The 16,268-nt window shown below is 33.8% G+C and carries 13 protein-coding genes; 5 read left to right on the forward strand and 8 right to left on the reverse strand.

Annotation, left to right across the window (positions count from 1 at the left end; translation table 11 throughout):
- Positions 1 to 61: 61 nt before the first annotated feature.
- Positions 62 to 2,578 (reverse strand): MMPL family transporter, encoded by a 2,517-nt coding sequence (locus tag ACSULM_RS10140; RefSeq protein WP_436862508.1) that lies wholly within the window; start codon positions 2,576 to 2,578, stop codon positions 62 to 64.
- Between the two features lie 147 nt (positions 2,579 to 2,725).
- Between ACSULM_RS10140 and ACSULM_RS10145 the strand changes: the two genes are divergently transcribed.
- Positions 2,726 to 3,280: a TetR/AcrR family transcriptional regulator gene (locus ACSULM_RS10145; protein WP_436862509.1), complete on the forward strand. Its 555-nt coding sequence runs from the start codon at positions 2,726 to 2,728 to the stop codon at positions 3,278 to 3,280.
- Positions 3,281 to 3,336: 56 nt separating this feature from the next.
- Here ACSULM_RS10145 and pruA read toward each other — a convergent pair whose 3' ends face one another.
- A complete protein-coding gene (gene pruA / locus ACSULM_RS10150) occupies positions 3,337 to 4,881 on the reverse strand; it encodes an L-glutamate gamma-semialdehyde dehydrogenase (protein WP_436862510.1) in 1,545 nt (514 codons plus the stop codon).
- A gap of 333 nt (positions 4,882 to 5,214) precedes the next feature.
- Between pruA and ACSULM_RS10155 the strand changes: the two genes are divergently transcribed.
- Positions 5,215 to 6,285, forward strand: a complete 1,071-nt coding sequence (locus tag ACSULM_RS10155) for an acyltransferase family protein (RefSeq protein ID WP_436862512.1) — start codon at positions 5,215 to 5,217, stop codon at positions 6,283 to 6,285.
- Positions 6,286 to 6,359: 74 nt separating this feature from the next.
- Here the strand turns inward: ACSULM_RS10155 and ACSULM_RS10160 are convergent, their stop codons facing one another.
- The 3 genes from ACSULM_RS10160 to ACSULM_RS10170 all read right to left on the reverse strand — a co-directional run bounded on the left by ACSULM_RS10160 (position 6,360) and on the right by ACSULM_RS10170 (position 9,593).
- The gene (locus ACSULM_RS10160; protein WP_436862514.1) at positions 6,360 to 7,376 is read right to left on the reverse strand and encodes a PTS sugar transporter subunit IIC; all 1,017 of its coding nucleotides are present in this window, start codon (positions 7,374 to 7,376) and stop codon (positions 6,360 to 6,362) included.
- 379 nt (positions 7,377 to 7,755) lie between these two features.
- Entirely contained in the window at positions 7,756 to 8,319 is a 564-nt protein-coding gene (locus ACSULM_RS10165; protein WP_436862516.1) for a sugar O-acetyltransferase, read from the reverse strand.
- Positions 8,320 to 8,396: 77 nt separating this feature from the next.
- Complete coding sequence (locus tag ACSULM_RS10170) at positions 8,397 to 9,593, reverse strand: DUF819 family protein (RefSeq protein WP_436862517.1); 1,197 nt, start codon at positions 9,591 to 9,593, stop codon at positions 8,397 to 8,399.
- Positions 9,594 to 9,742: 149 nt separating this feature from the next.
- Between ACSULM_RS10170 and ACSULM_RS10175 the strand changes: the two genes are divergently transcribed.
- The 3 genes from ACSULM_RS10175 (at position 9,743) to ACSULM_RS10185 (ending at position 12,240) form a co-directional block, all read left to right on the forward strand.
- The gene (locus ACSULM_RS10175) at positions 9,743 to 11,164 is read left to right on the forward strand and encodes an SLC13 family permease (protein WP_436862519.1); all 1,422 of its coding nucleotides are present in this window, start codon (positions 9,743 to 9,745) and stop codon (positions 11,162 to 11,164) included.
- Positions 11,165 to 11,279: 115 nt separating this feature from the next.
- A complete protein-coding gene (locus ACSULM_RS10180) occupies positions 11,280 to 11,486 on the forward strand; it encodes a hypothetical protein (protein WP_436862521.1) in 207 nt (68 codons plus the stop codon).
- A 445-nt stretch (positions 11,487 to 11,931) separates the two neighbouring features.
- A complete protein-coding gene (locus ACSULM_RS10185) occupies positions 11,932 to 12,240 on the forward strand; it encodes a YxeA family protein (RefSeq protein ID WP_436862523.1) in 309 nt (102 codons plus the stop codon).
- 78 nt (positions 12,241 to 12,318) lie between these two features.
- Here the strand turns inward: ACSULM_RS10185 and ACSULM_RS10190 are convergent, their stop codons facing one another.
- The 3 genes from ACSULM_RS10190 to ACSULM_RS10200 all read right to left on the reverse strand — a co-directional run bounded on the left by ACSULM_RS10190 (position 12,319) and on the right by ACSULM_RS10200 (position 15,988).
- Positions 12,319 to 13,188, reverse strand: a complete 870-nt coding sequence (locus tag ACSULM_RS10190; RefSeq protein ID WP_436862525.1) for an SDR family oxidoreductase — start codon at positions 13,186 to 13,188, stop codon at positions 12,319 to 12,321.
- 153 nt (positions 13,189 to 13,341) lie between these two features.
- Positions 13,342 to 15,237 carry an FtsX-like permease family protein gene (locus ACSULM_RS10195; protein ID WP_436862526.1) on the reverse strand — a complete coding sequence of 632 codons (1,896 nt, stop codon included), beginning with the start codon at positions 15,235 to 15,237 and terminating at the stop codon, positions 13,342 to 13,344.
- Complete coding sequence (locus ACSULM_RS10200) at positions 15,227 to 15,988, reverse strand: ABC transporter ATP-binding protein (protein ID WP_436862527.1); 762 nt, start codon at positions 15,986 to 15,988, stop codon at positions 15,227 to 15,229. The genes ACSULM_RS10195 and ACSULM_RS10200 overlap by 11 nt, the downstream gene beginning before the upstream one ends.
- Between the last annotated feature and the right edge of the window lie 280 nt (positions 15,989 to 16,268).

Raw genomic sequence — 16,268 nt, forward strand, 5'->3', positions numbered from 1 at the left:
CAAAAAAACGGAACCATAAAATCAGTTATCAACTTTGATTTCATAGTTCCGCTTCTATTCTCTATTTTTTATTAACTTTTTGTTCAATTAACTCATTTAATTTTCGAATGTTCTCACTTTGTTGCATTAATAGCGTATAAATATCTTTATCATTAATTTGTTCATCATTGACATCATTTGATTTATTTTTTGCTAATTGTTGTGATGATTGATGCACACCTGTTTGATAATCTTTCAGTGCTTGATATAAGAAATCTTTATGCACCGCTTGATGTGCAACTTCATTATATAAAATGTGCGTTTTTTCATCTGTGTGAATCATAAATTGTTGTGATTGAGACACATTCTCCCGAGATTGAATACTAAATGAGCGATCATATGCTTCATTGGTTACGTGTTTTGAATTTGATTGTGTACGCGATGAAGGCATTTGATCTTGTAACGCATGCCCTTCGATATCAAATTGCGGTAATATTCTATTTAACCAACTTGGAATATACCATGACGCTTTACCAAATAATTGTGTTAGTGCTGGTATGAGTAAGAGTCTTACTACGAAAGCATCAAATAATACCCCGAAACCAAGAGCTATACCCATTGATTTAACCATGACATCATCTTGGAAGACAAAAGCAATAAATACACTAAACATAATTAATGCCGCTGCCACAACGACAGGTCCACTTTCTTTTATGCCCACTTTAATGGAATGTTCGTTATCATGTGTTTTACTATATTCTTCATGAATACGGGACATCAAGAAGACTTCATAGTCCATCGCAAGTCCAAATAACAAACCAATTGTAATAACAGGTAAGAATGCAAGTAACGGTCCTGTTGTATCCACACCAAACAATCCAGACATAAAGCCTTCTTGCATAATTAAAGTTGTAAAACCAAGTGTTGCTACAAGTGATAGCACGAACCCTAATACGGCTTTTAGTGGAATAATAATCGAACGGAATACTACCATTAATAATATAAATGCTAAAGCAACGATAACACCTGCGAATAATGGAATAGCTTCATTCAATTTCTGTGACATATCAATATTGATAACACTTTGTCCTGATACTTCTGTCTTGAAGCCATACTTGTCTTTGGCATCATCATTATAATCTCTTAAATCATGGACTAAATCATTTGTAGATTCAGCATTCGGTCCCTTTTCAGGTACAACTGCCACTAAAGCATAATCTTTACTTTTGCTTAGCTGTGGTGGTGCCACCATGTCTACATTATCCATCTTATTGATATCTTTTGTTAACGCTTGTAAATCTTTTTGTAATGCTTGAGGGTTATCTTTTTGGTCTTTGACATTCACGAGCATCGCAATTTGACCATTGTAACCTTCTCCAAATTTATCTGAAATAATTTCATAAGCTTGCTTTTGTGTGCTATCTTCTGGTTTCATACCATCGTCTGGGATACCTAATCTCATATTACTAATCGGAACCGCTGCAACAACTAATATGATTAAACCTATTAATACTGCTGCCAGTGGTTTACCAACTACAAATTTTGACCACTTCGTATCGACATCGTTATCAAATTCAGATTTCGTTTGTTTCGGTTTAATTTGTTTATGGAAAATACTAATCAATGCTGGCAGTAATGTTAATGCACTCAACACTGCAACGAGTACACTAATCGCAGATGCAAAGCCCATAACTGCTAGGAAATCTATGCCTACCAATGAAAGTCCACATACAGCAATGATTACAGTAACACCTGCAAAGATGACAGCACTACCTGCTGTGCCCACTGCTAAACCAACTGCTTTAATATGATTTGTTTCTGTCTTCATAATTTGACGATATCTAAATAAAATAAATAAAGCGTAGTCGATACCTACTGCCAAGCCAATCATTACAGACAATGTTAACGTAACATTGGGAATGTCAAACGCATATGTGAGTAATGAAATAATACCGACGCCTGTTCCTAAACCGAGCAATGCACTAATAATCGGCATACCTGCTGCGATAAATGAGCCAAATGTCACTAGTAGTACTACAAAGGCTACGATTATTCCGATAAGTTCAGAAGACCCTCCGATTTCTGTTGACTCCATACCTGTTCCCATAAGCTCAACATTAACATTATGATCATCTTCTAACTGATTTACTTTATCTTGGACATTGTCCTTTGATTTTTTAGTCATTGACGTTGAAGATACATCATAATTTATATCTGCAAATGCTGTGGTTTTATCCTTACTAATTTGTTTATTTTCATAAGGATCTGAAATGTTCTTAATTTCTTTATCATCATCTTTAATATCTTTCAGGGTATTTTTAACATCTTTTGTTATACCTTGTTTTACAATTCCATTATCGGAATCACTTTTAAATACAACTCTAATTTGTGCTTTTTCACTATCTTGATTAAATTCATCTTCAATTTTCTTATTCGTATCTAGCGATTGTAAACCATTCATGGTAATGTCGTTATCAAACTTAGGCGCACTTACTGTTAAAGGGATAATTATTGCAGCAAGTAACACCACCCATGCTATAACACTCCACCATTTATGTTTCGCTACAAACGAACCTAATTTATACAAAAACTTTGCCAAACTATTGCCTCCTCAATTAATCAACGTTATAGTTTAAATATACTGTGTAGATTATTTATATATCCAAGATAAACGTTGTGTACTATCAATAAAAGATTTAAATATTCTAATATGTCTATTTAAACTACAGATTAGGAGAATTGTAGAATGAACGAAAAAGATTTACGTGTAATCAAAACAAAACGCGCACTTTCCCACAGTCTATATACTCTATTAGAAAAACAATCATTTACAAGCATTACTGTGAACCAAATTTGCAATGAAGCATTAACACATCGAACAACGTTCTATAAACATTTCTACGATAAATATGATTTACTAACTTATTTAATTACAGAAATTACTAAAGACTTCTTCTCAATGGATATCAAAGAACGTCTCACTCATCCTTTTAGTGCTATGGAACAAACACTAAATGACATGGATGAGTTGAAACGTGTTGGTGATAAACAATGCGACGACAAAGAATTCGAACGTACAATTTCCAATTATTTTATACGTGAATTACAAGAAGATATTAAACAAAATGAACATAGACTTTCTGTGGATGCAAACGTGCCACCTGAACTTATATTTTACGTCTATGGATCTAGCTTATATGGTTTTCTCGAATGGATTCATGAAAATCATATCGACTTATCAGCCTCGGAGGTTGATGTACTTTTCCAAAAACTGATTAATATAAAAGTTCATGATGCTTAAATCTAAGTACAAAAAAAGCACCGCGCAAAAATTGCGCAGTGCTTTTTCATATATAATTAGAACATTTCAGAAACAACTTTTTGTTCTAAGAAGTTTAATAAGTAGTCTGGGCTACCTGTTTTGGCATCTGTACCTGACATTTTGAAACCACCGAATGGGTGATATCCAACAACTGCAGACGTACAACCACGGTTTAGGTACAAGTTACCTACGTCATATGACTCTACCGCTTCGATCCAATTTTCACGATTATTCGTAATTACTGCACCTGTTAATCCATAATCTGTATCATTAGCAATTTCTAATAATTCTTCGAAGTCTTTACCTTTAACAAATCCAACAACTGGACCAAAGATTTCTTCTTGCATAATTTGATCGCTAGATTTAAGGTCAGCAATAATTGTAGGTTCTACAAAGTAACCTGTCGCATCATCTGTGCCGCCACCTTGTTTTAACTTACCTTCTTTGCTACCAATTTCAATGTAGTTTTTGATTTTATCAAATTGTTTTTGATTAATAACTGGACCCATGTATGTGTTATTTTCAGTGTTACCCACTGTTAAGTTTTTAGTTAAAGCAATAGATTTTTCTAAAACTTCATCATACACATCTTTGTGAATAATAGCTCTTGAACAAGCTGAACATTTTTGACCTGAGAATCCAAATGCTGAAGAAACAATTGATTCAGCTGCTAGGTCTGTATCAATATCTTTATCTACAACAATCGCATCTTTACCGCCCATTTCAGCAATAACACGTTTCAAGAATTGTTGTCCATCTTGCACTTTTGCTGCTCTTTCAAAAATTCTAGTACCTGTAGCACGAGAACCTGTAAATGTAACAAAGTGTGTGTGTACACTATCAACAAGATAATCCCCAATTTCTTTTGGATCACCTGGTACAAAGTTAACAACACCTTTTGGTAAGCCTGCTTCTTCTAAAATTTCCATTAATTTATACGCAGTTAATGGTGTATCTTCTGCTGGCTTAAGTAATACTGTATTACCTGCAACCACTGGTGCCAATGTTGTACCAGCCATAATTGCAAACGGGAAGTTCCAAGGTGGAATTGTAACACCAGTACCAATAGGTTTATAGAAGTATTTATTATGCTCGCCTTCTCTATCTAGCACTGGCTTACCATCAGCAAGTTCCATCATTGATCTTGCATAGTATTCGATAAAGTCGATACCTTCTGCAGTATCACCAACCGCTTCATCCCATGGTTTACCTGCTTCGTATACCATTACAGCTGAAATTTCTTCTTTACGACGTCTTATAATAGCTGCTACGCGAATTAAAAATTCAGCACGGTCTTTATGAGACCATCTCTTCCAAGATTTATAAGCTTCATTAGCAGCATCAAATGCTCTATCTACATCTTTTTGAGTTGCCTTTGAAACTTCTGCAATCACTTCAGTCGTATTTGCCGGATTGATAGACTGATACGTATCTTTAGTGAATTTTTCTTCCCCATTAATAACTAAAGGAATCTTTTGGTTTAATTCCCCTTTGACTATCTTTAAAGCTTCTTTAAATGACTCGACATTTTTACTATCTGTAAAATCAATGCCTGGTTCGTTATGATAATTAACTACCATTTTTCTACCCCCATGTAAGTTTGTAAATAGAAAACTAAATGGAAAACTTCCATTCTTATTGTCATTGTATAGGTATCGTACAATAAATGCAATCGCTTACATAAACTTTTATAAAAATTAATCGTTTTAGGTTATATCTTCTATTCCTAACATACCATTTATTAATATTTATATTTATCACAACTTTACAGAAACATTACAATTAAATTTAATAATTTGTTAAATAATAAAGATTACTCCGATAATACTTATATGTTATTATTGTTATCCTGATTAAATTTACGAACGAATTAATTTTAAATATTCAACAAACATATTTGAGAGGAATTTATTATGAAAACCTATACCTCAGTCATATTTTGGATGCGTACAATTGCTTGTTTAAGTATTGTGCTTATTCATTCCATAACAACAACTTTTAGTAAAATGGACTTTGTTGGTCATGGTACAGCTATTAGAGTAATTCAATTATTACTCATGTTCAGTACACCGTTATTTGTTTTTATTTCAGAATTTTTATTAGCTAAGAATTATCATGTCCAAACAAAACCTGGTTTTTTCAAAAACAAACTTATTTATCTAGGTATTCCTTATATTTTTATCAATATCGGAATTTCAATATTTTATTTTGAATCAAAAACTTTTGAAGAATTTATGCAGCACTTTGCTGATACGATGTTTCATGGTGGTGCAGTAACATATTTCATTGTTATTATTTTTCAGTTCTATATACTACATATATTTTTCGCCAAATATATTATCAAATGGAAACCTATCCCAGTCATTATCGGCGCTGTAATATTTGCCACATTGTACTGGGCGTTCAGACAATTTGCACCACAATCTGAGCATCCTATATTAGGTTTATTTTGGGAACGTGAAGGATGGATGTTGTTCCTAGGATGGATTAGTTATTTCTTACTTGGATTTTATTCAGGTATTTACTATGAGACACTAATGGAAAATATTAAAAAATACACATGGCATATTATCATTGGAGCGATAGTCGCAACTTCCATATTAATAGGAAACTACTTATTAGGTATCAGTACCTGGGTTGAATCTAAACGCTTTGATATTCCTTTTTATGTGACTATGATTATTTTACTATTTTTCTTATTCTCGTCTTATATAAAATATGTACCAAAATTTGTCTTATTTATCAGTAACTATTCATTTTGCATTTATTTAATACATTATTTCTTTGTACATGATTTAGGTTTATTAAGAGCTGACAGTTCCTTAAGAAACATAGCATTTAACTTTATCATTACATTAACTGTTTCTATTTGTTTAGCTTATGTGCTTAACTTATTTAAATTCGGAAAATTCGTCGTAGGTGGCATAGGACATATTAAATACGATAAAGTCTATGAAAGCTATCAACATGGTAAAATGGATTAATTTAAAAGCTTACGTATCTATAAATTAAGAAACGCTTTGCTACACACCAATTTTGTGTAACAAAGCGTTTTTTATTATTTTGCTTCGATGTCTTCTTTAGAGATGATTGGATAATTTTTGAAAAGTAATGAACATACATATCCAACAATTAAACCAATAACGCCTACGATTGCCCCATAAATAAAGATTTTAACCGGATCATTAAATCCAAACATTACTAAAAATCCTGCTAACGGTGTAGCTGTACCAGTTGCATCATTAATCATTCCTGAAGATGCAATAACAGCACCTGCTAAAGCTCCTCCAATAAAGTTTGCAGTATAAATTGGCACAGGGTTTGCTGAAACTACATCCGCTTGTGACAACGGTTCAATACAAACGGCAATTCTAGATTTACGATCACCCAACTTTAATTTGTTAAACATTGTACCATTAATGAAAGATGACGCAAATGATACCATCGCTGCAATCGCCATTGGCATACCAGTCAAACCTAGCAAAGCTGTCAATGCCATTGAGCTTAATGGCGCAGTACCAACGACTGTAATTACACCACCCAGAATAATCCCCATAATAATAGGACTTACTTCTGTAGAACTTTGAATAATATCTCCAATTTTCAATAAAGAATTATTGACGATCGGCGTTACACCAGTAGCTACTAACCTTGCTAATGGTGCAATGATGATAATACCTACAATCAAATCAATACCATCAGGTACTTTACGTTCTGCATATTTCATTAAATAGCCAATCACATAACCAGCTACAAAACCAGGTATCAAATCCAAACCACCACATGCTGCTGCAATAACCAGTGCATATACTGGCGATACACCAATGGCAAGCGAGACTAAACCTGCAGCTGCGACACCGCCTAAACCTCCTGCAGCATCACCTAAATCACCTAAAAATTTTACGCCTAATAGATCGCCACCCACATATTTGTGAAAAGCTTCTACTAAAAAAGTTGCTATAGCCGCATTTGCTAGAGCCCCCATTGCACGCATACCTTTAGGCGCGCGATATGTAAATAGTGTAAATAACGCTAACACTACAATTAAAAATACTGTACCTATGATTATATCCATTTATAAATGCCCCATCTCTCTTCAAACATAATAAGTGACGTCCTAAAGTATGTATATGTATCTATCACATAAATGTACTTAATCATTGCATTTATCATCTAATATACAACTCCACTTGTTTTTATATTAACATAATTTCATTTTATATTCCGAGCTATTTTATTATTTTGAATTTAAGCTCCGCGGAATATTTTTCAATACTGTTTTAATCCATTCTAATATATTACACAATTTAAATATAAAAGTTTTTTCTATATATCCATGCATTTCCTTTAAAATGTCCTAAATTCAGTATCATTATTAATATAATAAAAAAAGCGTATATATGAATGTAGCACTAGTTCAATGCTTACTCTCATACCATACGCTTTAGAAAAAATTATTTGTTGTTGATGTCGTGTATCGGTTTAGCTGGTGTTCCTAATGCAAGTACATTAGGTGGAATATCTTTGGCTACGACACTACCCGCACCTATTACAGATCCTTCACCAATCGTAACACCAGGTAGTACTACAACATTCGCTCCTAACCAAACATTAGATTCAATACGAATAGGCAATGCTTGTTCTAATCCATTGTTTCGTGATTGATATTCTAAAGGATGAATTGCTGTGTAAAGACCACAACTAGGTCCAATAAACACATCATCTCCGATAAATATTTTACCACCGTCCATAAAATAACAATCGTGGTTTATAAAAACACGTGACCCTAAAAAGATATTGTAGCCATAATCTGTTTGAAATGGACTTAATAGTTCTACTGATTGTGGTTCATAGTTTAATAATTTCTTGAGAATTTGACGTCTTTTATCTTTTTCACTTGGCTTAATATGGTTTAATTCAAAGCACAAATCCTTTGCTGCCATTCTTTCAGCATCAAGTGCCAGATCAAAATTTGCATCATACCATTCACCAGCTAACATTTTTTCTTTTTCAGTCATATTTGTCGCCTCCAGTTAATCACTTTATATTTATAACGCCCCTAAGTATTGTGCAACATGTATCAATCCCCTATGCTTCACATCATAGAACTAAGTAATTGATACATGATCGTTCCTGCATAATTACCAATGACATATCCTAACGTTCCTATAATCAATATTGGGCCAACTAATCCTGTCCAACCTTTTCCAATAGCTAGTGCTGCTGCAGTTGTCGGACCCCCTGCTGTCGCATTACTCGCTAATAATATTTCTTCTATTTTAAAATGAAATACTTTCCCTAATGACAAGCTAAGTCCCAAATTGAATACCAATATAATTATAACAAAAATGAATAGTAATGGTGCTGTAGTAATAATCGTTGCAAATGAAGCCGGTGTGCCAATAACTACAAAGAAAATATAAATAAGAAATGTCCCAATTTCCGAAGCGCCGGCCAATTTTTCAAAGAAGTCTCCCCAAATAGCTACGACTATGAGTGTCAATGTCGTTAAGAGCAAATATTGATCACCAAAAAATGACACAATGACCGTCAACAATACGTTACTTTTAGGGACAAATTGCTGTATAAGTTCTGCAACTTTGAAACTTACTGCAACAAGCGCAATCGCACTAGCTATAGAAAAAGCGATATCAAGTAATTGTATTTTTTTAGGTTGCCAATAAGATTGTTGTGTTTCAGGTGAATTTGTTTCGTGATAATCTGTTTGGAAATACTTTTTAATCCAAGGTATAGAAGGCATCGCGATTAATAGCATAAAGTATAATGCCATCACACTATTATCAGCCACCACTGCTGAAGAAACCATTTCACTCGGTGTTTCGAACTTAGAACTTAACGCTGCAAAGTTGACACCTCCGCCAATATAACTCCCTGTCATCATTGCACCTATTTTATTTAAATATGGAATCCATTGATGCAACGCTAAAAATGCGACTGTTGTGCCAATCATCGTACCAACTGATGCGATGAAGAATATAACCAGTAAACGTCTACTCTCTTTCCAAATCTTTAATATGTTAGAACTAAACAATAATAGTGGAATCGATAAGGGAACGACATAATCCCATACCGTATCGTATACGGGCGAACTTGTTGGAATCACTTTGAAGTTAGATAATAACATCGCTCCTACCAGTGCTATAATTGCCCCTGAAATTGTACTTGCCCATTGAAATCGTTGTTCTAAAAATAAACTCACGGTTGCCCAAACAATAATAATTGCCCATAGTACCCATGTGTCATCTTTTGCAATCAGTGTACCTAATACCATATTTTACATCCCCTCTCAAACTTCCAATGAATTATAGTCATTTTACCAATATTTTACATTTATTTTTATAATTTTCTGAAAATAAATTGTTTATATGTGAGGAAATTGATATTCTTACTGTTATAGCAACACCAACAAGGGGGATTTTTATGAAAAAAAAGATTGGGTTAATATTAGGACCATTACTGTTCGTGATCATTTACTTTATTCCTGCGATTACGGGATTAGAAGATGCACCAAGAGCAGTGCTTGCCGTTACATTATTTGTAGCGACATGGTGGATTACAGAAGCAATTCCTATTCCAGCTACATCCTTAATTCCGTTATTTCTATTACCACTTACTGGTGGAACAGAAGAAGCCATAGCAACGAGCGCATATGCTGATCCTATCGTCTTTATGTATATGGGTGGTTTCATTATTGCTTTGGCTATTGAAAAATGGAATTTACATAAACGTATCGCCATGACAATTATTTCTATGATGGGGACTAATAGCAATAGAATTATACTAGGTACGATGATTGCTACTGCTTTTATTTCGATGTGGATTTCGAACGCTGCTACAGCATTGATGATGTTACCAATCGCATTGGCACTGATTCAAGAAATTAAGGACGCACAATTTTTGAAACCTGAATCAGCAAGTAAATTTAGTAAAGCACTGCTACTTACGGTCGCTTACTCCGCGTCAATTGGCGGATTAGCAACACTAATTGGTTCTGTACCAAATGCTGTGTTTGCCGCAGTAGCTGCTTCAAGTCTTGATAGAAAGGTATCCTTTGCACAATGGATGATTTTCGCAGTACCATTGACTATCATTCTTTTAGCAGTACTTTATTTCTTACTTACAAAATGGCTATTCAAAGTTGAAGATGCAGACCAAATATCGTCTGATTTCGCCAAAAAATCGTTACGTGAGTTAGGCCCTATGTCTAAGGAAGAAAAACTAACTGGACTCGTCTTCTTATTCGTCAGTTTACTATGGGTATTCGGTGGTCTATTACCCGAATCCTTACATATCACTGATACAATGATAGCAATGGGTGGCGCAGTGATATTATTCCTGATTCCTGCCAAATCTAAAAAAGGTGGACTACTCGTTTGGGACGACATGTCCAAATTACCTTGGGGTATACTCTTACTATTCGGAGGTGGTTTATCCCTAGCCGCTGCATTTGAAGATTCTGGTTTAACAAAGTGGTTCGGCGGAATGATGGGCATCGTTAAGCCTCTTCCATTGATATTAATCGTACTCGTACTAACAACTGCAATACTATTCTTAACCGAAGTAATGTCAAACACTGCAGTATCTAATATGCTCATGCCAATTAGTATTGGTTTTGCTGCAGCCATAGGCCAAGATCCATTCATTATAATGGCTATTGTAGCAGTTTCATCAACATGTGCCTTTATGCTTCCTATTTCAACACCACCAAATGCAGCGGTATTTAGTTCTGATGAATTAGAAATGAAAGATATGGTCAAAGCTGGATTTATTTTAAATATTTTCACTATTATTATCATTTCATTCTTTGCATACTTCTGGTTACCTATCGCATTTGGCTTATAAATACACAGCTCTCATACTGCTAAGGTATGATGTATTTTCTATACTATAGACGCATGTATAATTCTGAAAAACAGTTTAGAATAATGATATAAACTTATAAAAGGAGTCAATAATTATGAAAATATTATTTCGAGGGGCGATAGCGATCATTTTAATACTCGGTATCGTAAAAACATTTGAAGACCACGATGTTGCTGCTGAGGCAACCCATTACTTTAATCAAGTTAAAAATGGCGAGGCATTGCAAAGTATTGAGAATGTGAATTTTGATGGCTTGAAAAATTTAAATTTCGATAACTTGAACCCTTCAGATTTCTTTTAAAGTTTATAGCCAACTTCTAGTGATTCAGCATAACTTTTACAAATGAACATAGCACAAAATATTATTCCCCGATAAATTTTGTGTCGTTTCACATGTACCATATTGATTTTATTTTTTACAAATTGATATCCAAGACAACCTTCAGACTGAAGCAGCGCATTGCTTATTTAAAAGCATGCGTTGCTTTTATTTTTGAGATAAATTTAACAATATAATAATTAGAATTTCCTGAAATATAGTAGTGACAATTTTAATTCCTTTTTTATAATATAATTAAATTATAAGAAGGACGGTGTTTAAAGTTACTTCTAAAATGCCTCAATTTAATTAACTAGGTACACCTTGATGTATTATTATTCGCTTTTCACTTTTTACAATTAATAACGTTGTAGAAAAAATCCAATATGTTAATCACTTATTTCATTATAGAAAAGGAGTTCTAATTATGGTCAAAAAAGTTTTATTGCTATGTTCTATAATTTTTGTATTATTAACTGCTATCCTCTTCTCATTTGATGAATTCGACAGATTTAATCCTTTTTTACAAAAAGAAACGTCTTATGCCAACGTTAAAGCAAACACTCAAGATTATCAAAATATAACAATTTATTCTGCGAATGGAGAAAAACGTGATTATAAATTATCATTTAATGGATATGATCCTTCCAAACAAAAGGTAAAAATAACACATAAAGGTACCTATGTAGAGCATATAGATTACATTGATAAACTGCCATTTGTTTCACTTAAGTAAGTATCGTATATCATCCATACAAAACAATGGACTATCTGAAATAGATAGCCCGTTGTTTCTTTTCTATAAACTTCTTTTTTAAGACGTAATGTAGTCTCCACCGCTGACATGGATAACTTGGCCAGTAATATATGAACTATCTGCATATGACGCAAGAAATACATAGGACGGTGCGAGCTCTGCCGGTTGTCCTCTTCTTCCCATAGGTGTTTCCCCACCTTGATGTTCAACCTTATCTTCTGAGAAGGTAGCAGGAATTAATGGTGTATATATTGGTCCTGGTGCCACCGCGTTGACTCGAATGCCTCGTGAACTTAATGTCGTTGCCAGCGAACGCGTAAATGACACAATAGCGCCTTTAGTTGCTGAATAATCAATTAAATGTGCAGACCCACGATATGCAGTAACACTTGTTGTATTGATGATTGCATCTCCATCTTTCAAATGTGGTACTGCCGCTTGTGATAAAAACATCATACCGAAAATATTTGTTTCAAATGTTTCTTTGATTTGAGTAGGTGTTATATCCTCAAAATGATCTTGTGGAAATTGTACGCCACCGTTATTTACAAGTATATTCAAGCCACCAAAGTCTTTCACAACGTTCTCAATGAGTTTTTGTGAATCATCAACTGATTTTAAATCATGCGTATAGGCTTTAGCTGTGCCCCCTAATGCTTCTATAGCATCCACAACCGCTTCAGCATCTTCGTGTTCATCATAATAACCAATCGCGACTTGTGCACCTTCTCGAGCATACAACATAGCAATTGAGCGCCCAATACCTGAATCTCCTCCTGTAATTAGTGCTACTTTGCCTTGTAGTTTACCTGCACTTTTATATTCATCCATTTCTGTTATAGGCTGTGGATCCATATCTTTTTGGATACCCGGCTGTCTATCCTGTGTGTATCCTTTAATTTGATTATGAAATTCTGATAAATTCATTATCTGCACCTCTTTCTTGTTATTTCTGTTCATAGCTCGATACCACTTCATGAAAATTACAAACATAAACGTCACATATCATATTGCAAGCAATATTCTTATCATTTAAAAAACACTGCAACGTTACCGTTACAGTGTTCAAATTAAACTTATTTAAATTGAGTGTTTCACAACGCGACTTGAATGTATAAATGCCATAATTGCAAAAATTGCATATATGATGGAGTAAATTATCATAACGATGTAAATTGGTAACATCGTTGCGCCACCCATAAGTGACATAAATGCTTTAGCGGCAAAGTATGCATGCAGCAATGATACAATCAATGGCAATCCAAAGTTAAATGCAACCTTCAGTCCAAGCCCTTTTAACATATCTTGATGTGTATAACCAATTTTACGGAGAATACGGAAATTAGGCAGTTCATCTTCTGTTTCATCCATTTGTTTAATATAGACGATACACCCAGCTGCTACTAAGAACGCTAACCCTAAAAATGATGTGACAAACAATACGATACCTATTGAGTCATTCATATCTTGATGCGCTACCTTTTGTGGAAGTATATTCGGATTGATTGACTTAGCAATCTTATTCGCTTTATTCCAATCACTTTTATGTTTCAAATCATAGCCATATTGAGGTTGTGTTTCTTTCGCATCTGGTTTGATTTGGTTATATTTTTCTTCACTCACTACCATAACCGGCCCTGCAAAGCTCGTCTCACTACTAAAATAAACATCTTTGGTAGCATCTTTGACATTGAAGACTTGCTTTGGTTGGCTATTTAATTGAATATCGCCTTCATCATTATATTTAATAATGCCGCCACCTGCAGCTAAGTTTACCATTTTAGCATTTGAACCTTTAACTGCCTTGTCGTTAATATACTCATTACTTGTGACAAATAAATTAATTGCTTGTGGACCTGCGATACTTTGTCCTTTTTTGAAGAAGCTGTCTTTTGTTACTTTAAATTCGGAAACTTCTTTATATTTATTATTAAAACCGATGTGTGCTTGTTCTAACTTTTTCTCAAATTGTTCAGCTTGATGCTTTTTAGAAAAATTAAAATCCTGTGGTGAGGTCAATTTCAAATTGTCATCAATCTTTGCTTTACTAATTGCACCAAAGCAAAGCACCGTAACCGTTACTGCAGAAATTGTCGCAATTATCGTTAATGATAATGCATTTTTCTTCATTCTGTGCATAATCGAAGACGTAAATACGACATCCGTGATTGAAACTTTACCACGTTTACTTCGTTTCAATGTTTTAAAAATAACTGACACTGAACTTCTGAAGAACAGATATGCCCCTACAACCGTTAAAAACAATATAATAAATGGTGCGAACATAAATAAATTCGCAAATTTGCCAAACATTTCCGTAGCCATGTAATAACCAAAGAGAATCATCACTATGCCTAGTATACCTGAGCAGATTTCAAGTATAGAGACGTTGTTCTTTGAGGCTTCAGATTTAGAACTATCATTCATCATAGATAAAATGCTACGTCTGCGTAAAAAGATAAAGCTTTGACTTAATATGATCAACAACGCGATTACTACTAGCAAACATGTTTGAATGACGGCTGGAAATTGGAATGTTAAAGATACACTTGTACTAATACCTAGTATTTTAAGTACAATCATCAGTAATATTTTCGACCCAAATACACCTACAACCATACCGATTAAAGTTGTCGTCACAAACATAGCAATTTGTTCTATCGTAATCATACGTAGGATATTGCCTCTAGTAAGTCCTATGAGTTGATATAACGCAAATTCACGTGTACGTCTTTTAATAAATAACTGATTGGCGTACATTAAAAAGACGATGATAATCGCAAATAAGAAATATGCTCCAATTTCAGATCCTTTACTAATAATCTTCATAGAATTCTCATTATTAATACTATCCGTATACTTTAATGTCACAAAGCTAAAGTACAGTACAATACTGACAATTAATGCAAAGATATACATCGCATAATGACGCACGTTTTGTCTTAAATTTTTAAGTACAATTTGATTAAAGCTCATGTGCCACACCACCTAAGGCAGTTTGCATATGAATAATATTCTTATAGAATGCTTGGTTTGAGTCTTCTCCTTGATATACTTCTGAATGAATATTGCCATCTTTCAACATGATTACTCGGTTTGAATAACTCGCTGCAACAGGATCATGTGTCACCATTACAATTGTCGCATTCATATTTTCATTCAGTTCTTCTAGTCTGTTCAATAAATCTTGTGCACTTTTAGAGTCTAATGCACCAGTTGGTTCATCTGCGAAAATAATTGCTGGTTTATGCACAAATGCACGTGCTGCAGCAGTACGTTGTTGTTGCCCACCAGAAATTTCATTTGGGTATTTATCTCCAAGTTCTTGAATCCCTAGGGCTTCCGTAACCTCTTTATAATTTTTTTCCTTTTCTTCCTTTGACATTTTTTGTATCGATAAAGGCAACATAATGTTTTCTTTTACTGTTAACGTATTAAGTACACTATAATTTTGGAAAATAAAACCAACTTCTTTTTTTCTAAAATCCGCTAATGCTTTATTGCTCATTTTATTTAATTTATGACCATTAATTTCTACCGTGCCACTTGTAATATAATCTATAGAACTGAGAACATTTAATAATGTTGTCTTACCAGAACCCGATGGTCCCATAATTGATACAAATTCACCTTTTTCTATCGAGAACTCTATTCCTTTAAGTACTTCTTGTTGGCGATGTCTGTTCCCATAACTTTTCGTTAGTCCTTCTACTTTTAATATAGACATGTCATTCACTCCTTAATTACTGTATAGTCATAGCTTAACGTTTTATTATCTATTTCTCGTTTGTTTGAACTAACAAATCTTCCTATTAAAATGACAAACATGTCACATCAAATTTAAACCATGCATGTATTTTATTTTCCAAAAATTTCCTATTTAATTCATCATATCATTTTTAAATTATTAATAAATATATAGTTCATCAATGCTAATAATAGAAAGTTCATCGTAAAAACAGACTCAATTTTATATGGTGCAAGAGTATTGACTTTTATACCTGTAG

This window comes from Staphylococcus caeli, assembly GCF_051413795.1.
Taxonomy (GTDB): Bacteria; Bacillota; Bacilli; order Staphylococcales; family Staphylococcaceae; genus Staphylococcus; species Staphylococcus caeli_A.

Excerpts from the sequence above, each read along its gene's own strand:
- ACSULM_RS10145 (WP_436862509.1), top strand. The coding sequence starts at position 2,726 with ATGAACGAAAAAGATTTACGTGTAATCAAAACAAAACGCGCACTTTCC.
- pruA (WP_436862510.1), bottom strand. The coding sequence starts at position 4,881 with ATGGTAGTTAATTATCATAACGAACCAGGCATTGATTTTACAGATAGT.
- ACSULM_RS10155 (WP_436862512.1), top strand. The coding sequence starts at position 5,215 with ATGAAAACCTATACCTCAGTCATATTTTGGATGCGTACAATTGCTTGT.
- ACSULM_RS10160 (WP_436862514.1), bottom strand. The coding sequence starts at position 7,376 with ATGGATATAATCATAGGTACAGTATTTTTAATTGTAGTGTTAGCGTTA.
- ACSULM_RS10165 (WP_436862516.1), bottom strand. The coding sequence starts at position 8,319 with ATGACTGAAAAAGAAAAAATGTTAGCTGGTGAATGGTATGATGCAAAT.
- ACSULM_RS10170 (WP_436862517.1), bottom strand. The coding sequence starts at position 9,593 with ATGGTATTAGGTACACTGATTGCAAAAGATGACACATGGGTACTATGG.
- ACSULM_RS10175 (WP_436862519.1), top strand. The coding sequence starts at position 9,743 with ATGAAAAAAAAGATTGGGTTAATATTAGGACCATTACTGTTCGTGATC.
- ACSULM_RS10180 (WP_436862521.1), top strand. The coding sequence starts at position 11,280 with ATGAAAATATTATTTCGAGGGGCGATAGCGATCATTTTAATACTCGGT.
- ACSULM_RS10185 (WP_436862523.1), top strand. The coding sequence starts at position 11,932 with ATGGTCAAAAAAGTTTTATTGCTATGTTCTATAATTTTTGTATTATTA.
- ACSULM_RS10190 (WP_436862525.1), bottom strand. The coding sequence starts at position 13,188 with ATGAATTTATCAGAATTTCATAATCAAATTAAAGGATACACACAGGAT.
- ACSULM_RS10195 (WP_436862526.1), bottom strand. The coding sequence starts at position 15,237 with ATGAGCTTTAATCAAATTGTACTTAAAAATTTAAGACAAAACGTGCGT.
- ACSULM_RS10200 (WP_436862527.1), bottom strand. The coding sequence starts at position 15,988 with ATGTCTATATTAAAAGTAGAAGGACTAACGAAAAGTTATGGGAACAGA.